Consider the following 18,447-nt stretch of genomic DNA (forward strand, 5'->3'; position numbering starts at 1 on the left):
TCCCTTTTTCATTGGTTGAGAGCGGCCTAGGACTGGCTGAATTTCGGTGCCCACGGCACCACGATGCGTTCGAGAATCTCAGCCGCGTAGTAGAAGGCGATGCCCAGCACCGAAACGAGCAGCAGCGCCGCGAAGACCAGCGCGGTGTCGAGCTGGGTCGAGGCGAACTGGATGACGTAGCCGAGCCCGTCCGAGGCGCCGGCGAACTCGCCGACGATGGCGCCGATGACGCTGAGCGTCGCGGCGATCTTGGTTCCCGCCATCAGGTTCGGCAGCGAGTGCGGAACGCGTATCCTGAACAGGATCTGCGTGCGGCTGGCGCCGACCGAATTCATCAGCGACAGCAGCGAGCGATCGACCGACTGCATGCCTGCCAGCATCGACAAGGTCACCGGGAAGAAGGCGATGACCAGGATCAGGCCGATCTTGGGCGCGAGCCCGTAGCCGAACCAGAGGATGAAGATCGGCGCCAGCGCCACCTTGGGCACGTTCTGGAACAGCACCACCAGCGGATAAAGCGCGCGCCCCAGCCAGTCGAAGCGCACGATGACGAGCGCGATGGCAATGCCGACCACGACAGAGACGAGGAAGCCGAACAGGATCTCGCCTGCCGTCACCAGCGTCGCCTGCATCAGCGTTGCCCATTGCGCGACCAGCGATTGCGCGATCTCGGACGGGGCCGGAATGATGAAGGCGGAAATGGCGAAAATCCGCACCACGGCTTCCCACGCCATGATGGTCGCCAGCAGGAGGATGACCGCCGGAAGCCAGCTGCCTGTCGCGGCACTCCAGCTCGAGGCAAGTCGGGACTCGGGCCGTGACTCGGAGAGATTGGTGAAGGGTTGATCGCTCACGACGCGCCTCCCGGTTGATGGCTGGCTCGCAGCATCATCCGCAGTTGAACCACCAGCCGGACGAACTCCGGATCTTCCGTCACCGACAGATCGCGCGGATAGGGCAGGCCGATGTCGAGGCTCTCGGTGATCCGCCCGGGCTTGATCCCCAGAACGTGGACATGGCGCGACAGATGAATGGCCTCGTCTATCGAATGGGTGACGAGCACGATGGTCTTGCCGGTGCGCTGCCAGATCTCCAGCAGCGACTGGCCCATCTGGTCGCGGGTAATGGCATCGAGAGCGCCGAACGGCTCGTCCATCAGCAGCACCGCCGGATCGAGCGCCAGGGCCCGCGCGATGGCGACGCGCTGGCGCATGCCGCCGGACAATTCATGGGGCCGCTTGTGGGCGCTGTCGCCCAACCCCACCAGCTCCAGCATCTCCTGGCCGCGCGCCTTCAATTGCGCCCGTGAGAGCGACTTGTCGGCGATGCCGAGCAGCATGGACGCATTGTCGACGGCATTCTTCCATGGAAGCAGGTTGGCGTCCTGGAAGACGAGGCCGATCATGCGCTTGCGCGCCGCCTCGCCTGGCGAAAGCCCGGCGATCGAAACGCTGCCGCTCGTCGGATTTGCAAGTCCGGCCAGAACCTTGAGCAAAGTGCTCTTGCCGCAACCGGAAGGACCGATAAGGGAGACAAACGACCCTTTCGGCACCGAAAGATCGATGTTTTGCAGAACCAGTTGCCTGGCCATGACCACCGAAACGCCTTTGGCGGAGATCAGGTCGTCATCGTGGCGGATATGGGCTGGCCGGCCGCCTGCTGGTCGAATGGGTTCCATGCGCATGGCTACTCCCGGCCCTCCAGGATGCGCCGCACCGCGACGAGCTTGCGCGCCCGTTCGGCTTGCAGCGCCTTGGTCTGCTCGGGCGTGTAGGAGAACATGCCCTCGCCCGACTTGATGCCGAACTTCGACGCGCTGGTCTTTTCCAGCACCATCGGCGCGACATCGTCGCGATTGGAGAGATCGGCGTTGAGGAAGGACGAGACGGACTTGTAGATATCCAGGCCCGCCATATCGAGCAGCGCCATCGGCCCGATCACGGCGATCTTGTAGCCGATGCCCCAGGACACGCAGGTGTCGAGATCCTCCGGATCGATGACGCCGCGCTCGACAAGGTCGACCGCCTCGCGCAGCAGCGCATAGAGCACGCGGTTTTCGACGAAGCCCGGAACGTCCTTCTTCACCACCACCGGCAGCAGGCCGATCGAGCGGATCAGGTCGCGGATAACAGCCACGGTTTGCGGCGCGGTCTTCTCGCCGGCGATCACCTCGATCATCGGGATGATGTGCGGCGGGTTCGACCAGTGCATGCCGACCATGCGCTCGGGGTGCGAGATATGCGCCTGCAGCTTGGTGATCGGGATGCCCGACGTGTCGGATGCGACGATCGTGTCAGAGGCAATCAGGCCGTCGATCGTGCGATAGACATCGGCCTTGACCGAAATGTTTTCAGGAACGTTCTCGATGACGAGGTCGGCACCCGACACAGCGTCGACAATATCATCCGTGAAACGAACCGTTCCGGCGCCGGCCGAAGGCGGCGCGATGCCCAGGGAATCGAGAACGGTCTCGGCCACACTGAGCATGGATCGCGCGCGCTCGATCGCTGCCGGGGCGACATCGTAGGCGACGACCTGCAGGCCGCCTCTGGCGAGGCGGGCGGCCATGCCCGGACCCATCGTACCCAGACCGATGATGGCGATACGTTGGATCATCACGCTGCCCTGCTTTCCGTTGCTACCTTTGTTGCCGCGATAAGGTCGGCGGCCTTCTCGGCAATCATGATCACTGCCGCATTGATGTTTCCGCAGACCAGGTCGGGCATGACGGAAGCGTCCACCACGCGTAGCCCGTCGACGCCGCGAATTCGCAGTTCCGGGTCAACGACCGAGGCCGCGTCCGCACCCATCCGGCAGGTGCCGGCCGGATGATGCACGGTGATGGAGGTCCTGCGGATATGCTCGTCGATCTCGTCGTCGCTCTGGCACTTCGGCCCCGGAAAGAACTCAGCCTCGATGAAGGGCTGCATGGAGGGCTGCGCGGCGAGATTTCTGGCAACCCGGAAGCCGGCCCGCAGCGATTCCCAATCCTTCGGCGAGGCCAGGAAATTCTGGTGGATCAGCGGCGCCGCGGAAGGATCGGCCGAAGCCAGTTTCACCGCACCGCGGCTCTCGGGCTGCGTGGCCACCACGCGCGTTGCGAAACCGTCGGGAAACGGTTCCTTGAATGGCTTGAAATAGGGCCATGCGGCGAGCGGAGCCGCCGTGAAGAGCAGTTGCACGTCCGGCAACGGCCGCTCCGGACCGCTTTTCAGGAAGGCGACGACTCCGCCGGGCACATCGCCCGAAAAACCGCTCCCCGTGAGATAGGTCTTGGCGAAGTCCAGCCCGATGCGATCGGCGCGCATGTTGTGCAGGAACGGGCCGCCCGGAGCGCGGCGTCGGTACATGAGAATGACCGAGACGTGGTCCTGCAGGTTCTTGCCGACCGCAGGCAGGTTGACCCGCGTCTGGATGCCATGCGCCGCAAGCTCATCCGGCGCTCCGATGCCGGACAGCATCATGAGTTGCGGCGTATTGATCACCCCGCCGGAGAGCAGCACTTCCCTACGTGCGATGACCGTCCGTTCGCTGCCGCGATGGCTTATCGCCACTCCGGTGGCGCGTGTGCCTTCCAGGATGATCTTCGTCGCCGTCGCTTCGGTGAGAACGGTCAGATTGGGCCGGCGCAGGACCGGCCGCAGATAGGCCGACGCGGTCGAACTGCGCCGACCCTTGGAGATTGTCATCTGGAGGCGCCCGAAGGCTTCCTGCCGCTCGCCATTGTAGTCGTCCGTCTGCGGGTAGCCTGCCTGCACGCTGGCCTGTGCGAACGCCTCGATCAGCGCGTCCTTGTAGCGGCAGAACTGGGTATTCACCGGACCGTTGCCGCCGCGATACTGGCTCCCACCGCCTTCCCAGCTTTCCTGCTTGCGGAAATAGGGCAGGACCTTGTCATACGACCAGTCGCGTAACCCGCTGGCGGCCCAGCGGTCGTAATCCCCGCGATTTCCGCGCACATAGGCCATGGCGTTGGTCGACGACGATCCGCCGATGACCTTGCCGCGCGCGCACTCGACCCGGCGCCCGCCGACATTGTCTTCCGGCTCGCAGAAATACATCCAGTCATGGCGGCGCTCGGTCAGGATCTTGCCCCATCCAAGCGGTATGTGGATCATGGGGTCGCGGTCCCAGCCGCCGGCCTCAAGCAACAGCACCGAACATCCGGGGTCGGCGCTCAGCCGATTGGCGAGCACGCAGCCGGCCGATCCGGCCCCAACGATTATGTAGTCGTAGCTTTGCGCGTGCGGCATGATGCGTTTCATTGCCTTCGTCCGGCGCCCGGGCGCCAGGGAACTGTTGAAACCGAGCCTGGAAATCCCGGCACGGGCCGGGACCGCCTGGCCATTCCACAAGGCGACCGGCACTAGGCCAGGCCAGCCTCTCTCAGACGCTGCGACCAGTGGTTCCACCCTCGGTCGATCTGAGCGCCGACGAGCTTTCCCGCCGTCTTGACCTCGCCTGGCGACAGATAGTTGATCTTGCCGATCTGCAGGCCGGCCGTGAGCGCCTTCGCTTCCTGCTCGAGATAGAAGGCCCGGAAGACGACCTCGCGCACGGAGTTGCCGACATTGACGACGCCATGACGCGCCATGAGGACCACGGTGCTGTCGCCCAGGCTTTCGGCGATATCCGCGCAGACATCATGGCTGCCGCCGAAGAGATCCGTCTCGTCGCCGTGCTTGTCACGGATCTCATAGACTGGAACCCGCTCGCCCATGAAAGCTCCCATATGGGTGACCGGCCGAAGCGGCGTGTCGACGAAGCAGTAGGGCAGCACGGCAGGGGAATGGGTGTGGAGCACGCACTGGACGTCCGGCCGCGCCTTGTAGATCTCGCTGTGGATGTAGCGTTCCAGATAGGAGGGCCGGTTGTCCGGCGTTTCGCCTTCAAGATTGAAACGCTGGATGTCGCCGGCGGTTATCAGGCTCGGAGCGAGCTTCTGGGCCAGGAAGAAGTTTTGCGGATCCTCCGGATCACGGGCGCTGATGTGCCCGAACGTATCCATGATGCCTTCGTTGAGAAGGATCTTCGTCGCCGTCACCAGCTCTTCGAAGACCTTCTGGCGCGCTGGGCTGTCGTCTTTCATGTCCAATTCTCCCATTGCGCGGCGATGGCGACCATTTTTGTTCTTGTTGTCGGTCGCTGGAGCCGCGGATTTCACTTGTTTTCGTAGATGCCGACGATCCGGTTCTGCTCGATGATGTTGCCGGCATATGTCTGCAGGAACTCCTCCCGGGTGGGCGTGCCTTCGACCTTGGTGTCGAGCGCATAGACCCAGAAATAGTAGTGATGCTCACCATGACCGGCGGGCGGCTGAGGCCCGTAATATTGCTTGCCGCCGGCGCCGTTGGGGCCGACGCGAAACTTTTCCTGCGCATCCGAAAGATCGGTGGTCGATGGATCGATGCCATAGACGACCCAATGCGTGAAACCGTTGGCCAGGGGCGCATCCGGATCGTGGCAGATGACCGCGAGTTCCTTCGCGCTTGCCGGGACGCCACTGACGGTAAGCCTGGGCAACACGTTGCCCTTGTCGCCGGCATGTTCGTCGCGCAGCTTCCCGAGTGGCTGGAAATCCGCCGACGTAATCTTGAGGTCCTTGATGTTCAGGGGCATGAATTCGTCCTTCAGAAATTTCGATCGAGCTAGACGCCGGCCTTGAGGTCGGCGACGGACTTGCCGCCGACGCGCTGATGCACGCGCGGACCGGATGCGACGGCGACGCAGATCAGAAGTTCGTCCGGGCGCGGCGCATCCGGCACGGAAAAGGTGACGGCGTCGTAGTGGGAACGGATGTAGAGCTCGTCCTTGTGGGCAAGCGGGATATCGATGGTGGTGCCGGCGACAGCGACCTTGCTGACCGACGAGATCCAGGCCTTGCCACCGCCCACCTGCTGCCGCAGCGGATCTCCGAACACCGTGGTGATGCAGGCCACGACATGTTCCTGTTCGCCTGATGTACCCGCGATACCGCCCTTGCCATAGCTTTCGACCGGCCTGTTGCCGAGCAGCGCTACGGCCCGCTCGCCGAGCGCATGACCGATCGCGGCGCTCGGGCTGGTCAGATCGGACAGTTCGGCGACGAACTTTCCGGCGAAAGGATTGCGTATGACAACGCCAGTCGCGACTTTGACGAGGATTTCGCCAGGTGTGCCGCCGTCATGCCGGCTTTCCTGGACGCAGGCGTACCAACCCCTTACCTCGTAGTCTCTTTCGACTTCATTGGAATAGTTCATCTTTATCTCCTGAAGGGCGCGCGCTTGCGCATGCACCGATTAACTCGTTGGCCGGCTTGCCCGACGCTACTGCGGCCATGAGTAGACACGGCGCAGCGGGTCGTAGCGGGCGGCTTCCAGTGCCGCCGGCGTGAACATGTTTCCCTTCGAGAGCGAGCGGTTTGCCGCATAGTCGCCGGACAGGGCCTGGCAGCGGTCCGTGATCGGGCGAATGCGCGTTTCCCACGCGACGAGCGCGTCTTCGACCGAAGCGCCGTCCTCCAGGTCCTGCGACAGGCTGAAGGCGTTGACCATCGCGCAGCCGGCGCCCTGGGCAAGAGCCGGGCACATCGCATGCGCGGCATCTCCCACAAGGGCGACCTTGCCTCTTGTCCAGCGGTCCAGCTTGGTCGTTTCGTACTTGTCGTACCTGGCGGTTTTCAGCTTGGCCGCCTCGATCAGGCACGGCTCCAGGAAAGGGAACATCTCGACCCAGACTTCGAGATCGATCGGCACGCTTGATCCGCGGGGATCGGCGGCCGGAGCCATCAAGCCGAGATAGAGCTCATTCTCATTGCAGGGCGAGTAGAGAATGCGCTGGACGCGCGGCCAGAAGTTCCACATGTCGATGGTATTGTCCCACTCGCCATGGCCGAGCTCTTTCTTCATGCGCGGGACGATCAGCCGGATGAGACCGTCTTTCGAAACCCAGCGATCCTGTTTGAAGCCGATGGAATCCCTGACCTTGGAGCCGACGCCATCGGCGCCGACGATCAGATCGGCTTCGAGAACCTCTCCGGTCTGAAGCGTCAGGCGGCCTTCCGGATCGGCGGCGACCGCCTCGGAATTGACACTTATGTCGACACCAAGCGCGCGGGCCCGGTTGACCAGGGCATCGTGCAGGTGGCTGCGGGTCATGATGCGCCAGGGCAGGCCGTTGAACGTCTCCTTGGAGACCGACTTGTTATGCATCCAGGTCTCGTAGGTCGGAGGCGTGTGCGAGCCCTGGAGCACATCGTCCAGGGCGCCCAGTCCTTCGAGCACGCGAAGGCCGTTGTGCCAGAGGTAGATGCCCGCGCCGAATGCCCGCAGCTCCGAACTCTTCTCGTGGAGCCTGACGTCCCAACCGTTCTGCTTGAGAGCGATGGCGGCCGTCAGCCCGGCAAAGCCGCCGCCGGCAACCTCGGCGCGACGCGTCTTGCCCGGAGTTTTGTTTACATTGGCCATTTTCTATCCTGATGCTGCGTAGAAGAAGACGGTGCTTGGCCGTCAGGCGTCTATGAAATTGGTGATGGCTTTCAGCGTGATCTCGGGGGAGACCTCGTTGACGTAATGGTCGGCGCCCGGGACGACGACGACAGGCAGATCGGGCCGCAGTTGGCTTGTCTTCGCCAACGCCGCCGCCGAAACCAGTTTGCTCGCCTCGCCCCGCACGATGAGGACCGGCTTCGTCACGTCGCGGTAGGCCGGCACGAGGTCCGCTCGCAGGCCCCTGGCGGTCTGCGCCATTGCCGCGGGCGAGGCCAGTGGACGCAATCCGCCGTCGACCGGCTGATAGCCGCTTTCGGCCCTGATCTTGATGGCGTCGGCGGGTATGTTCGGATAGCGGCCGGCGAGATAGGCTTCGACAGCCTCCACATTTTCGAAAAGCTTGCTGCCTGCGTTCACTCGCGCTTCCAACGCGTCCAGCGCTTCGGTCTCGACGTACGGCGTGAAGTCGATCGCGACGACCGAACGCACCAGATCCGGATATCTCGCCGCCGCCGTGACGGAATTCCTGGCACCAAGCGAATGTCCGACGAGGATGGCACGGCCTCGATCGAGGCTGCGTATCAGGCCGGCAATGTCGTCCGCATAGTCATTCGCCTCATAGCCGCTTTCCGGCTTGTCGCTCAGGCCATGCCCCCTCTGGTCGACCGCTATGGTCGTGAACCGATCCGAGAGCCGGGCCATCAGCGGCGCGAAGACGGCGGAGTTGGAGGTGATGCCGTGGAAGAACAGCATCAATGGGCCGCTGCCCGTCTCGCGCACGTTCAAGGTGATGCGGCCAATGTCGATGCGTCGCGAGACGAAGTGGTCGGAAGGTATGTCTGCCGCCATGTCCATGATCCTCGTCTCCGCTGCCCGTCTCCTGCAAAGGGATCATACAGCCGGGATCGCGTCAAGCAGATTGTCTGACATTCTTGCAATCTTCAGATTTGACAATCAGGCTATCCTGCTGTCAAATTTCCACGGCGTGGCGTATGCTGCTTCAGTTTGCGACTCAAAAGCCCATGAGACGTTATCGATGCCCCCAGATTTGAATTTGCGAATTTCGCCACGGACCGTGCAACGGGAGACCGTCGACAAGTTACGGCTCGCGATCTTCTCCGGACTGTTCCAGCCGGGAAGCCGCCTCGTCGAAAGTCAACTGTGCTCACAACTCGGCATCAGCCGCCCCTCGTTACGGGAGGCTTTGCGCAGTCTTGAGGCCGAGCGCCTGATCGAGATCGTCCCCAACCGCGGGCCGTCGATACCGGCGCTTTCGTGGGAGGTGGCAACCGCCATCTACGAGGTTCGGGAACTGTTGGAAGTCGAGGCCGCGGGACGATGCGCGCTGAGGATTTCGCCTGAACAGTTGCTTAAGCTTGAGAAATCTCTTTCCGCATTCGAAGAGGCGGCATCCAGCAATGACAGCCTGGCGCAGGTCATGACCGCCGCGGACTTCTATTCGATCATCCTGGCCAATTGCGGCAACCCGATCCTGGAGGAAGTCCATCGCGGTCTGGTGGCCAGGATCAGCTTCTTTCGAGGACGGTCGATGTCCTTGGAGGGCCGGGCACAAAGCAGCCTGGCGGAGATGAGGGAGATCTTCGAATCCATCGCCGCCGGCGACGAGAAGGCAGCCCGCAAAGCCTCCAAACAGCACGTCCTGAAGGCAAAAGCGGCAGCGAAGATATCCATGGACAACGGGATTTGAATTCTTCGATGGACCGGTGTTCCGTCTGAAGACGCTGGAGCAATTCCAGGAAAAGTGTGAGCGGTTTTCTGTCAGGAATTGCGTCAAAACAAGAAGATAGAGCGGTTCGCCGTTTCCGCGAAACGGTGAAACGCTCTAAGTCCTTCATGACGTTTCGGATCGGCCGAACGCAGATCGTGCGCGGGTCTTCGCCATGTCGGCGTCGGAGACACCCGGCTGTCGAAGCCGACGGTGGCAGATGGAGTGACGATGACCAGGGCCAATGTCGAGCGCGAACCGAATTGCGATATCGTCATCGTCGGCGGCGGGTCCGCCGGGACGTTGCTTGCCGCGCGCCTGAGTGAAGATCCGGACAGCCGCGTTCTGCTGATCGAGGCAGGCGAGGAGGGGACGGATCCCGACATCTGGAACCCTGCTGCCTGGCCGGCGCTTCAGGGCCGCAGCTACGATTGGGACTACCGCACCGAGCCGCAAGCCGGCACAGCGGGCCGGGTGCATCATTGGGCGCGGGGGCGTTTGATCGGCGGCTCGAGTTGCCTGCATGCGATGGGCTACATGCGCGGTCATCCCTGCGACTTCCAGGCCTGGGTCGATGCGACTGGCGACCGCCGATGGAGCTGGGATGAACTGCTGCCGGTTTTCCAGGCGATCGAAGACCACCCGCTTGGCGGCGACGGCATTTATGGCAAAAGCGGGCCGTTGCCGATCCATTTGCCGGCCGACGAAGTAAGCCCGCTTGCGCGTGCCTTCATCGAGGCAGGTGCATCGTTGGGCCTGCCTCGCCTACAGGGCCACAACAGCGGAGAGATGATCGGCGTCACTCCGAACTCCTTGAACATTCGCGACGGGCGGCGGGTGACAGTGGCGGACGCCTGGCTCACAAAAGCTGTCCGGGACCGCAAGAACCTGTCCATCCTCACGGGATCCCGGGTGCGGCGGCTCAAGCTGGAGGGCAATCAGGTCCGCAGCCTCGAGGTCGCGGGGCGGCACGGCCTGGTCGAAGTCTTTGCCGATCAAATCGTGCTTTGCGCCGGGGCGCTGGAAAGTCCGGCCTTGCTGATGCGTTCGGGCATCGGTCCGCACGATGTGCTCGATGCCGCGGGCGTCGGCTGCCTGATCGATATGCCTGAAATCGGTCGAAACCTTCAGGACCACTTGCTTGGCGCCGGCAACCTCTATGCGGCCCGCAAGCCGGTGCCGCCGTCGCGCCTGCAACATTCGGAATCGATGGCCTATATGCGAGCCGGCGACTTCACCGCCACCGGGCAGCCTGAAATCGTCGTCGGCTGCGGCATCGCACCGATCGTGTCCGAACGCTTCCAGGCGCCCGCCGCCGGCACAGCCTACTCGCTGCTGTTCGGCATCACGCACCCGACGAGCCGCGGCAGCCTGCGCATAAGCGGGCCGGAACTCGACGACCGGTTGATCATCGACCCGGCATACCTGCAAACCAGTCGGGACCGCGAGCTGTTTCGCCAGGCTCTCGAGGCGGCACGGACAATCGGGCATCGAGACGAACTCGCCGGCTGGCGAGAGCACGAACTCCTGCCAGGCGCCCTCAACGGCGCGGCCGAGATTGACGACTTCATCGCACGGTCGGTCATCACACACCATCATCCCTGCGGTACGTGCAGGATGGGCAAGGACCCGGACGCCGTCGTCGACGCGGACCTACGGCTCAAGGCGCTCGACAATCTTTTTGTCGTGGACGCGTCGATCATGCCCAACCTCACCGCAGGACCGATTCACGCCGCGGTCCTCGCAATCGCCGAGACCTTCGCTCGGCGGCACCGGGATGGGATAAAAAACAACGCCTCGAAACGCGTCGCCTGAATCCCTTTCAGCGCGACGCGCTTTAGGAACAGCGGCATCGCCATGATCTCAAACCTGTCTTGGCCAAAAGCCTCCTCCGCCAGGTCGGCTAATGCTTCAGGATCTGGCTGAGGAACAATTTCGTCCGATCATGGCGCGGGTTGCCGAAGAACGCGTCGGGCGTGCCCTCCTCGACGATCTGTCCGGCGTCCATGAAGAGGACGCGGTCGGCCACCGCCCGGGCAAAGCCCATCTCGTGGGTGACGCACACCATGGTCATGCCGTCGCGGGCCAGCCCGGTCATCGTCTCCAGCACCTCCGACACCATTTCCGGGTCGAGGGCGGAGGTCGGCTCGTCGAACAGCATGACATCGGGTTTCATGCACAGGCTGCGGGCGATCGCCACGCGCTGCTGCTGGCCGCCGGAAAGCTGGACGGGGAACTTGTTCGCCTGCTCGGGAATGCGCACCCGCTCCAGGAACTGGAGAGCGGTCCTGCGCGCCTCCGTGGCGGAAACGCCTTTGACCCACATCGGCCCGGCCATGCAGTTCATCAGCACCGTCATATGCGGGAACAGGTTGAAGTGTTGGAACACCATGCCGACGTTTGAACGTACGGCAGCGACGTTGCTCATCCTGCCGTGCAGGGCAACGCCGTTGACGACGATCTCGCCCTCCTGATGCGCTTCGAGGCGGTTGAAACAGCGGATCAGCGTCGACTTGCCCGAGCCGGACGGCCCGCAGATGACGATGCGCTCGCCCTTGTGCACGGTCAGGTTGATGTCCTTCAGCGCATGGAACTGGCCGTACCACTTGGAAACGGCCCTGGCTTCAATGATGGCCTGAGCGCTCATCGCACCTTGCTCCTGGCATAGTGCCTCTCGATGCGGGACTGGATCAGCTCGAGGCAGATCGACAGCATCCAGTAGATCATGGCGGCGGAGATCAGCATCTCCATGTGCTGGAAGGTCTTCTGGCCGAGCGTTCGCGCCAGAAACATCAGTTCCCACACGCCGATGACCGACACCAGCGAGGAATCCTTCAGCATCGAGATGAACTGGTTGCCGGTCGGCGGAATGATGACCGGCAATGCCTGCGGCAGGATGATGCGGCGCATCGTCAGCGCGAAGCCGAAGCCCATGGAGCGCGAGGCCTCCCACTGGCCGCGATCAATGCTCTGGATGCCGGAGCGGAAGATCTCGGTCATGTAGGCGCCGTAGCAAAGCGACAGCGCCAGGATGCCGGCGGGCACCGCATTGATGACGAAGCCGAGCTGCGGCAGCCCGAGATAAATCAGGTAGACCTGCATCAAGAGCGGCAGGCCGCGGAAGAAGGAGGTGTAGAAGCTGGCGATGGCATAGGCGAAGCCATTGCTGGAGAGCTTGGCGACCGCGCCAGCCACCGCGACGACCGAGGCGATGACGATGGAAATCGCCGAGACGTAGAGCGTGGTGACGACGCCCTGGCTGATCAGGAACGGCAGCTTCTCGCGGATGAATGGCAGGCTGAGGTGGAACGTCTCGAAGAAGGCGATGAAGAGCAGCAGCAGCTCCAGCCAGACGATGCCGATCTGCAGCTTGAGCGGCGCGAAACCGATCAGCACGACGTTGAGCGTGAAGATCACCGCAATGGCGAAGCCGATGGCAAAGCGCCCGTAGAGGCCGCTCGTCGACGGCTCGCCGATCACCGGACGCATCAGTTCGGCGAAGCCGGTGCCCGACAGGTTGAACGCCATGAAGACCAGCAGGACGACGCCGAACATCGTCGCCACGAACCAGGGCTTGTGAACGAGGACTTCAGCCTCGACGGTATCCGGGTAGAGCATCTTTGAGCACCGGCGGTTCGGCGGCCTACCCGTGGCAGGCCGCCTTTGGAAAGATCAGTTCGTCTTCGAATAATCCTGCCCGTACCATTTTTCCGAGAGCTTGCTCAGCGTGCCGTCCGCCTTCATCGCCTTCACGGCGTCGGCGATCTTGGCCGACAGCTCCGGATCGCCATGCTCGATGGCGATCGCCAGCGGCTCGTAGAACACCGGATCGCCCACCTGCTTGATCGGATAGCCGGCCTTCACCGCATCGAGGATCGACGGCAACGACGACACCACGGCGTCCAGGCGCACGCCGTCGCCGAGGCGAAGGTCGTCGAAGGCGGTGGTCGAATTCTCGTAGGAGTGGACTTCCTTCGGATTGAGCTTGTACTCGAAGGCCGGCGCGCCGGCGGCATCGAGCGTCAGATCCTTCTTGGCATAGGCCTCGAAGGTGGAGGTGCTGGTGGCGCCGACCACCTTGCCGTCGAGATCGGCCAAAGTCTTCGCCTTGCTGTCCTTGTGCACGGCGACCGCCGCCGGCGTGTAGTAGTAGACGGCGGGGAAATCGAAGATCTCGGCGCGCTTCTTGGTCGGCGTCATCGAGCCGACATGCATGTCCCAGCGGCCCGCCCAGTTGCCGGCGGTGATGATGTCCCAGCCCGGCGTGACGAACTCGACCTTGACGCCGAGATGCTTGCCGATCGCCTTGGCAACGTCGACGTCGAAACCGTCGAGCTCGTTGTTGGCATTCACGAAGGACTGCGGCGCCCAGTTGGCGTCCGTCGCAACCTTGAGCGTGCCCGCGGCAGTCACGCGGTCGAGCACCGCGCCGGCATGTGCGGGATAGGCGCCAAGCGCCAGCGCGAGTGCTGCCATCGTCAGCTGTCGTCTGTTCCAGAATGTCATTCTCGTGTGTTCCCTTGTTGTTTGTTCAGTCCCATGCGCTCATGGCCGTTCAGCCGGTCATGATCTCGCAATCCCTTGCCGACGAGGTCGGCGTCCTCCGGACGGCTCGCGGATTTAGCGACGCCATGGCCGGTCCGATCTTCCGCTGCCGCGGAGGATGTTTGCCGTCGTCATTCCCTCGCTCACGGGGAAAGCCAGAGCGGTTAGCCATGAGAGGCAACTCCCTTCGTCCGGCCGGCGCCTAATAGAAAGTCCCCCATCACGGCGGCGACAAGCGCCGGCGCCTCGATCAGGATCGAGTGGCGAAGCCCCGGCAGGATGGCGAGCTCGGAGCCCTGCACCTGCTCGTGCATGAGCCGCGCCATGCGCGGGCTGGACCCCTGGTCGTCCTCGCCGGTCACGATCAGCGTCGGGCATGCGATACGGTCGAGGATGCCGCCGAAGTCGGTTTCGGCGAGAACCCGGTAGGCGGCGGCGTAGCAGTCGCGGTCGTTCTCGGCGTCGCGCCGCCGCAGTTCCGCGATGATCCCGGGGTTCCTGTCCTGAAAATCCTCGGTCAGCCAGCGTGACAGCGAGGCCGCGTGATGCGCCGAGGCATCGCTCGCCATCAGCGCCGCCAGCCGGCCGCGCACGGCGTTTCGCTCCTCGGGCGTCCGGCCGGCGACCGTTGACAGCAGCACCAGTTTCCGCAGCCGCTCGACATGCGTCAGCGCCAGACGCTGCGCGATCAGACCGCCCAGGGAAAACCCGGCCAGATGGAAGGTGGCAAACCCGAGATGATCGGCCAGCGCCAGCGTCTCGCCGACGAAATCGTCGATCTCGTAGCGGCCCTTGACCCGGCTGGAGCGGCCATGGCCGCGCAGGTCGAAGGTGAGGACCGCGAAGCGATCCTTCATCCGATCGGCCACGCCGTTCCAGGCTTCGAGATAGGAGCCGACGCCATGGATGCAGACCAGCGGCACGCCGCCTTCGCCCTCGAGGCGCCAGTTGAGCAGCACGCCTTTGACATCGAGCTGGCCGGAGCGCGCCATCCTCACGCCCTCGCCGCCTGGCGCGCTCTGTCGCGCTCGCGCGCGGCAAAGACCGGCATCACTTCGTCCACCCAAAGCTTGATCGTCTTCTTCTGCAGCTCGAACGGCAGGTTGAAGGTCAGGCCGAGGCAGTACTGGTCGACGCCGGCCGCTTCATAATCGAGCAGCTTCTCGATCACCTCGTCCGGCGTGCCGAACATGAGGTTGCGGCGGATGTTTTCGGGATTGTAATTGTCCTTGCCCTTGACGCTCTCGTAGGGCACCGCTTCGGGAAAGCCGTTTCGCACGGTGCCGATGTTCTGGAACAGGTTCTCGAAGGCGCGGCCATAGTCGATGGCATGGCCGACCGCGATCTCCCAGTCCTGCTGCCGTTCGTAGACGCAGGTGCGGCGCTGCATCATCAGGCGCGGCCGCGGCACCTCCGGATGATCGGCGACGGCCTTGCGGAATTTCTCGCCAAGGACGGCCACTTCGGCCGGCGGCGCCGACAAGGGCGTCGACAGGATCGAGGCGCCGATGCCGACCGCCCAGTCGAATGTACCCGGATCTCGCGCCGCCACCCAGATCGGCGGATGCGGCTTCTGCAGCGGCTTCGGCACGCCGGCGGCGAAAGGGAATTTCCAGTAGTGGCCATCATGGGCGTAGTCTTCCGCCCACAGTTTCTTCACCGCCGGCACCAGCTCCTTCAGATAGGCAACGCCTTCCTGCTGCGGCATGCCGCCGGCCATGCGGTCGAATTCATACTGGTAGGAGCCGCGCGCGATGCCGAATTCCAGCCGCCCGCCGGTCAGGTGGTCGCAAAGCGCCGCCTCCCCCGCCAGCCGGATCGGGTTCCAATAGGGCGCGACCAGCGTCGAGGTGCCGAGCCTTATTTGCTCGGTGTGCTGGGCAAGCCAGGTCAGCGTCATCAGCGGGTTGGGCGAGATGGTGCATTCGATCGTGTGGTGCTCCGCCGTCCACAGCGTCTCGAAGCCGCCCTCGTCGGCCATGCGCGCGAGTTCCAGCAGATTGCTCTTCACGCGCGCCATCGGGATGTCGGGCGAGAAGCGCTCCATGGTCAGCGATACGGCGAATTTCATGTCGGTCTCCCGGTCGTTGCGTCGGGTTCTGGTCAGCGAAGGCGGATGACGAACGGGTCCTGCATGGCGCCCGAATAGTCGATGACGACGTTCTTCAGGCGTGAGAACTCCTCCATGGCGTCGAAGCCGCCGCGCCGCCCGTAGCCGCTCTCCTTGAAGCCGCCATTGGCGGACATGAAGGAGGAGGCGCGATAGGTGTTGATCCAGACCGTGCCGGCCTCGACATTTCTGGCGAAGCGCAGCGCGCGGTTGATGTCGCGTGTCCAGATGCCGGAGGCGAGCCCGTAGCGCGTGTCATTGGCAAGCCGGATCATCTCGTCTTCCGACGAGAACGGGATGACGCCGACGACGGGACCGAACAGCTCCTCCTGCATGAACTCCATGCCGTTGTCGGCATCGGTCATCACCGTCGGTTCGAAATACCAGCCGCCGGCAAGCTCATCCGCCTGCGGCCGCTTGCCGCCGGCCGCGATGCGGGCGCCCTGGCGCACACCGGAAGCGACATAGGTTTCCACCTTGGCAAGCTGCGCCGACAGCGCCAGCGGGCCGATATCGGTGTCCTCCAGCATCGGCAGGCCGACCCGCACCCGCTTGGTGCGCTCGACCAGCGCCTCGACGAAGCGGTCATAGGCGCTGGCCTCGACGAAGCAGCGCGAGCCGGCGACGCAGGTCTGGCCCGCGGCCGCGAAGACACCGGACACCACGCCGTTCACGGCGTGCTCGATGTCGACGTCGCCGAACACGACATGCGGTGACTTGCCGCCAAGCTCCATCGAGCACGGGATGAGGTTCTCAGCCGCATTTGCGGCGATCCGCCGCCCGGTTCCGGTCGAGCCGGTGAAGACGAATTTCGCGATGCCCGGATGCCGGGTCAGCGCGTCTCCCGCGACAGCGCCCGTGCCGGTCACGACATTGACGACGCCGGCGGGAAAGCCTGCCTCCGTGATCAGCTCGGCCAGGGCGAGCGTCGAGGCCGAAGCATGCTCCGACGGCTTGACCACCACAGTATTGCCAAGCGCCAGGCATGGCGCCAGCGTGCCGGTGAGCAGCATCAGCGGCGAGTTCCATGGCGTGATCATGCCGACGACGCCGATCGGCTCGCGCAGGTTGAAGTTCAGCATGTCGAGCTTGTTGACGGGAATGGTGTCGCCGAGCAGCTTGTCGGCCATGCCGGCGAAATAGGTGTAGCTGTCGGGCATGGCGCGCATCTGCGCCCGCATTTCCTTGAGCAGCTTGCCGTTGTCGCGCGTCTCAATCAGCGCCAGCTCGTCGGCGTTTTCGAGCGCCAGCTCCGCCAGCCGGCGCACGAGCTTGCCGCGATCGGTCTGGGTCATGCGCCGCCACGCCGGGTTGGCGAAGGCGCTACGCGCAGCCTCGACGGCCGCGCCGACATCCTCGGCGCCGGCCTCGGCGAACTGGTGCCAGGGCCTGCCGGTGGTCGGGTCGAAACTGTCGATATACTGCCCGCTCCTCGGCGCCACGAACGCGCCGTTGATGAACAGGTCCTGGCGCGAGCCTTCGAGCGATGCGACCGTCGTTTTCATGCTGTCTGTCCTGCGTAAAACATCATTCGGAGGCGGCCTGCGTCCACGATTGCGATTGGCCGTCGATCATGGCGACGCGGCCGCCATCGCCGGTGTCCATGTAGATGCCGAAGCGCTTGTCCTGACGCTCGCGCGCATAACGGCGCAGCATGGCGCGCAACTCGTGGGTGGCGACCTTGTCGTAAGGCAGCGCGTCGACGGCAAAGAAGGCATGGCCGTCCGGCAGCGCGGCTTGCGTGCCCTCGCGGCTGAGCTCGGCGCGGTAGATCAGATAGCCGGGGTCGCTGTCGGCGACGTCGAACACCGAATAGAGGAAGGTGTTTTCAGGAATGAGGCTCAGCGCCTCGCCGCCATCCAGCACCAACTTGCTGTCCGCCTTGCGCCGCCGCGCCGTCGGTAGCACCCAGCCGCCCTTGCCATCGTCGCGGAGGAGGATGCGGTCCCCCGCTTCGACCAGATAGCCGATGATCATGTCCTGGGCGGCCAGCCAGCCGGCCGGCAGCGGATCCTTCACGCTGGCGTAGCGGCCGCGGCAGAACCCGAGCGGCGCCGACGGGCTGGTGCCGAAGGCCTGCACCTGGCCGATCAGGATGATGTGGTCGCCGGCCTCGACGCGGTTGTGAACGGTGCAGTCGAACCAGGTCAGGCTGTCGGTGAGAACCGGCGCGCCGGTGTGGGCGCGGTCATGGTTCACCGACTGGAACTTGTCCGCCGCCTTCGAGGCGAACACCGACGAGACATCGGCCTGCCCCTCATGCAGGAAGTTGACCGCGAAAGACTGCGTCTCGTTGAAAGCCGGAAAGCTCGCCGCCGACTTGCCGACGCAGACCAGCAGCAGCGGCGGGTCGAGCGAGACGGAGGTGAAGGAATTGGCGGTCATGCCGCGCGGATTGCCGTCGGCGTCGCGCGTGGTGATGACGGTGACCCCGGTGACGAAGGTGCCGAAGGCACGACGCAAGGCGATCGGGTCGATCGTCCTTTGTGCCACCGCTTCCGCCATCGTCTTCCTCCACATCGTTGGATGAAGGCTAGGCAGGAGCCGGCACCGGTTCTTCCTCCGATCTGTAGGAAAGAGTTCGCGAGGCGCTGCTG

General features: G+C 64.0%; 18 protein-coding genes. 2 read left to right on the plus strand and 16 right to left on the minus strand.

What is annotated here, in order from left to right; all coding sequences use genetic code 11:
- Positions 1-26: 26 nt before the first annotated feature.
- The 9 genes from KVT37_RS09390 to KVT37_RS09430 form a co-directional block, all read right to left on the minus strand.
- Complete coding sequence (locus KVT37_RS09390) at positions 27-854, minus strand: ABC transporter permease (protein WP_217572017.1); 828 nt, start codon at positions 852-854, stop codon at positions 27-29.
- The gene (locus KVT37_RS09395; RefSeq protein ID WP_217572019.1) at positions 851-1,684 is read right to left on the minus strand and encodes an ABC transporter ATP-binding protein; all 834 of its coding nucleotides are present in this window, start codon (positions 1,682-1,684) and stop codon (positions 851-853) included. Before KVT37_RS09395 ends, KVT37_RS09390 begins: the two co-directional genes overlap by 4 nt.
- 2 nt (positions 1,685-1,686) lie before the next feature.
- Entirely contained in the window at positions 1,687-2,616 is a 930-nt protein-coding gene (gene fhmpcd1, locus KVT37_RS09400; protein ID WP_217572021.1) for a 5-formyl-3-hydroxy-2-methylpyridine 4-carboxylate 5-dehydrogenase, read from the minus strand.
- Positions 2,616-4,253 (minus strand): GMC family oxidoreductase, encoded by a 1,638-nt coding sequence (locus KVT37_RS09405; protein WP_217572554.1) that lies wholly within the window; start codon positions 4,251-4,253, stop codon positions 2,616-2,618. Before KVT37_RS09405 ends, fhmpcd1 begins: the two co-directional genes overlap by 1 nt.
- Before the next feature lie 113 nt (positions 4,254-4,366).
- Positions 4,367-5,089: a class II aldolase/adducin family protein gene (locus tag KVT37_RS09410; protein WP_217572023.1), complete on the minus strand. Its 723-nt coding sequence runs from the start codon at positions 5,087-5,089 to the stop codon at positions 4,367-4,369.
- Positions 5,090-5,160: 71 nt separating this feature from the next.
- The gene (locus KVT37_RS09415) at positions 5,161-5,619 is read right to left on the minus strand and encodes a YbhB/YbcL family Raf kinase inhibitor-like protein (protein ID WP_217572025.1); all 459 of its coding nucleotides are present in this window, start codon (positions 5,617-5,619) and stop codon (positions 5,161-5,163) included.
- A 29-nt stretch (positions 5,620-5,648) separates the two neighbouring features.
- Positions 5,649-6,239, minus strand: a complete 591-nt coding sequence (locus KVT37_RS09420) for an amino acid synthesis family protein (RefSeq protein ID WP_217572027.1) — start codon at positions 6,237-6,239, stop codon at positions 5,649-5,651.
- Positions 6,240-6,305: 66 nt separating this feature from the next.
- Entirely contained in the window at positions 6,306-7,445 is a 1,140-nt protein-coding gene (locus KVT37_RS09425; RefSeq protein WP_217572029.1) for an NAD(P)/FAD-dependent oxidoreductase, read from the minus strand.
- Between the two features lie 42 nt (positions 7,446-7,487).
- Positions 7,488-8,324: an alpha/beta fold hydrolase gene (locus KVT37_RS09430; protein ID WP_217572031.1), complete on the minus strand. Its 837-nt coding sequence runs from the start codon at positions 8,322-8,324 to the stop codon at positions 7,488-7,490.
- Between KVT37_RS09430 and KVT37_RS09435 the strand changes: the two genes are divergently transcribed.
- A complete protein-coding gene (locus KVT37_RS09435) occupies positions 8,317-9,177 on the plus strand; it encodes a GntR family transcriptional regulator (protein WP_254633907.1) in 861 nt (286 codons plus the stop codon). The genes KVT37_RS09430 and KVT37_RS09435 overlap by 8 nt on opposite strands.
- A gap of 249 nt (positions 9,178-9,426) precedes the next feature.
- Complete coding sequence (locus KVT37_RS09440; protein WP_217572033.1) at positions 9,427-11,010, plus strand: GMC family oxidoreductase; 1,584 nt, start codon at positions 9,427-9,429, stop codon at positions 11,008-11,010.
- A gap of 88 nt (positions 11,011-11,098) precedes the next feature.
- Here the strand turns inward: KVT37_RS09440 and KVT37_RS09445 are convergent, their stop codons facing one another.
- The 7 genes from KVT37_RS09445 to KVT37_RS09475 form a co-directional block, all read right to left on the minus strand.
- A complete protein-coding gene (locus KVT37_RS09445; protein ID WP_254633908.1) occupies positions 11,099-11,842 on the minus strand; it encodes an amino acid ABC transporter ATP-binding protein in 744 nt (247 codons plus the stop codon).
- Positions 11,839-12,813 carry an amino acid ABC transporter permease gene (locus KVT37_RS09450; RefSeq protein ID WP_217572035.1) on the minus strand — a complete coding sequence of 325 codons (975 nt, stop codon included), beginning with the start codon at positions 12,811-12,813 and terminating at the stop codon, positions 11,839-11,841. Before KVT37_RS09450 ends, KVT37_RS09445 begins: the two co-directional genes overlap by 4 nt.
- A gap of 54 nt (positions 12,814-12,867) precedes the next feature.
- Entirely contained in the window at positions 12,868-13,701 is an 834-nt protein-coding gene (locus KVT37_RS09455; RefSeq protein ID WP_217572037.1) for a transporter substrate-binding domain-containing protein, read from the minus strand.
- A 203-nt stretch (positions 13,702-13,904) separates the two neighbouring features.
- Complete coding sequence (locus KVT37_RS09460) at positions 13,905-14,732, minus strand: alpha/beta fold hydrolase (protein ID WP_217572560.1); 828 nt, start codon at positions 14,730-14,732, stop codon at positions 13,905-13,907.
- Positions 14,733-14,734: 2 nt separating this feature from the next.
- Positions 14,735-15,811, minus strand: coding sequence for an LLM class flavin-dependent oxidoreductase (locus KVT37_RS09465; RefSeq protein ID WP_217572039.1), 1,077 nt, complete (start codon positions 15,809-15,811; stop codon positions 14,735-14,737).
- Between the two features lie 32 nt (positions 15,812-15,843).
- Positions 15,844-17,355: an aldehyde dehydrogenase gene (locus KVT37_RS09470; protein ID WP_217572041.1), complete on the minus strand. Its 1,512-nt coding sequence runs from the start codon at positions 17,353-17,355 to the stop codon at positions 15,844-15,846.
- A 22-nt stretch (positions 17,356-17,377) separates the two neighbouring features.
- Complete coding sequence (locus KVT37_RS09475; RefSeq protein ID WP_217572043.1) at positions 17,378-18,355, minus strand: flavin reductase family protein; 978 nt, start codon at positions 18,353-18,355, stop codon at positions 17,378-17,380.
- Positions 18,356-18,447: the final 92 nt, after the last annotated feature.

The organism is Mesorhizobium sp. GbtcB19 (assembly GCF_019091085.1).
Lineage (GTDB): Bacteria > Pseudomonadota > Alphaproteobacteria > Rhizobiales > Rhizobiaceae > Mesorhizobium.

Bases quoted from the DNA above. Each gene is read 5' to 3' on its own strand.
- KVT37_RS09395 (WP_217572019.1), bottom strand. From the start codon at position 1,684: ATGCGCATGGAACCCATTCGACCAGCAGGCGGCCGGCCAGCCCATATC.
- fhmpcd1 (WP_217572021.1), bottom strand. From the start codon at position 2,616: ATGATCCAACGTATCGCCATCATCGGTCTGGGTACGATGGGTCCGGGC.
- KVT37_RS09405 (WP_217572554.1), bottom strand. From the start codon at position 4,253: ATGCCGCACGCGCAAAGCTACGACTACATAATCGTTGGGGCCGGATCG.
- KVT37_RS09410 (WP_217572023.1), bottom strand. From the start codon at position 5,089: ATGAAAGACGACAGCCCAGCGCGCCAGAAGGTCTTCGAAGAGCTGGTG.
- KVT37_RS09415 (WP_217572025.1), bottom strand. From the start codon at position 5,619: ATGCCCCTGAACATCAAGGACCTCAAGATTACGTCGGCGGATTTCCAG.
- KVT37_RS09420 (WP_217572027.1), bottom strand. From the start codon at position 6,239: ATGAACTATTCCAATGAAGTCGAAAGAGACTACGAGGTAAGGGGTTGG.
- KVT37_RS09425 (WP_217572029.1), bottom strand. From the start codon at position 7,445: ATGGCCAATGTAAACAAAACTCCGGGCAAGACGCGTCGCGCCGAGGTT.
- KVT37_RS09435 (WP_254633907.1), top strand. From the start codon at position 8,317: ATGTCCATGATCCTCGTCTCCGCTGCCCGTCTCCTGCAAAGGGATCAT.
- KVT37_RS09430 (WP_217572031.1), bottom strand. From the start codon at position 8,324: ATGGACATGGCGGCAGACATACCTTCCGACCACTTCGTCTCGCGACGC.
- KVT37_RS09440 (WP_217572033.1), top strand. From the start codon at position 9,427: ATGACCAGGGCCAATGTCGAGCGCGAACCGAATTGCGATATCGTCATC.
- KVT37_RS09445 (WP_254633908.1), bottom strand. From the start codon at position 11,842: ATGAGCGCTCAGGCCATCATTGAAGCCAGGGCCGTTTCCAAGTGGTAC.
- KVT37_RS09450 (WP_217572035.1), bottom strand. From the start codon at position 12,813: ATGCTCTACCCGGATACCGTCGAGGCTGAAGTCCTCGTTCACAAGCCC.
- KVT37_RS09455 (WP_217572037.1), bottom strand. From the start codon at position 13,701: ATGACATTCTGGAACAGACGACAGCTGACGATGGCAGCACTCGCGCTG.
- KVT37_RS09460 (WP_217572560.1), bottom strand. From the start codon at position 14,732: ATGGCGCGCTCCGGCCAGCTCGATGTCAAAGGCGTGCTGCTCAACTGG.
- KVT37_RS09465 (WP_217572039.1), bottom strand. From the start codon at position 15,811: ATGAAATTCGCCGTATCGCTGACCATGGAGCGCTTCTCGCCCGACATC.
- KVT37_RS09470 (WP_217572041.1), bottom strand. From the start codon at position 17,355: ATGAAAACGACGGTCGCATCGCTCGAAGGCTCGCGCCAGGACCTGTTC.
- KVT37_RS09475 (WP_217572043.1), bottom strand. From the start codon at position 18,355: ATGGCGGAAGCGGTGGCACAAAGGACGATCGACCCGATCGCCTTGCGT.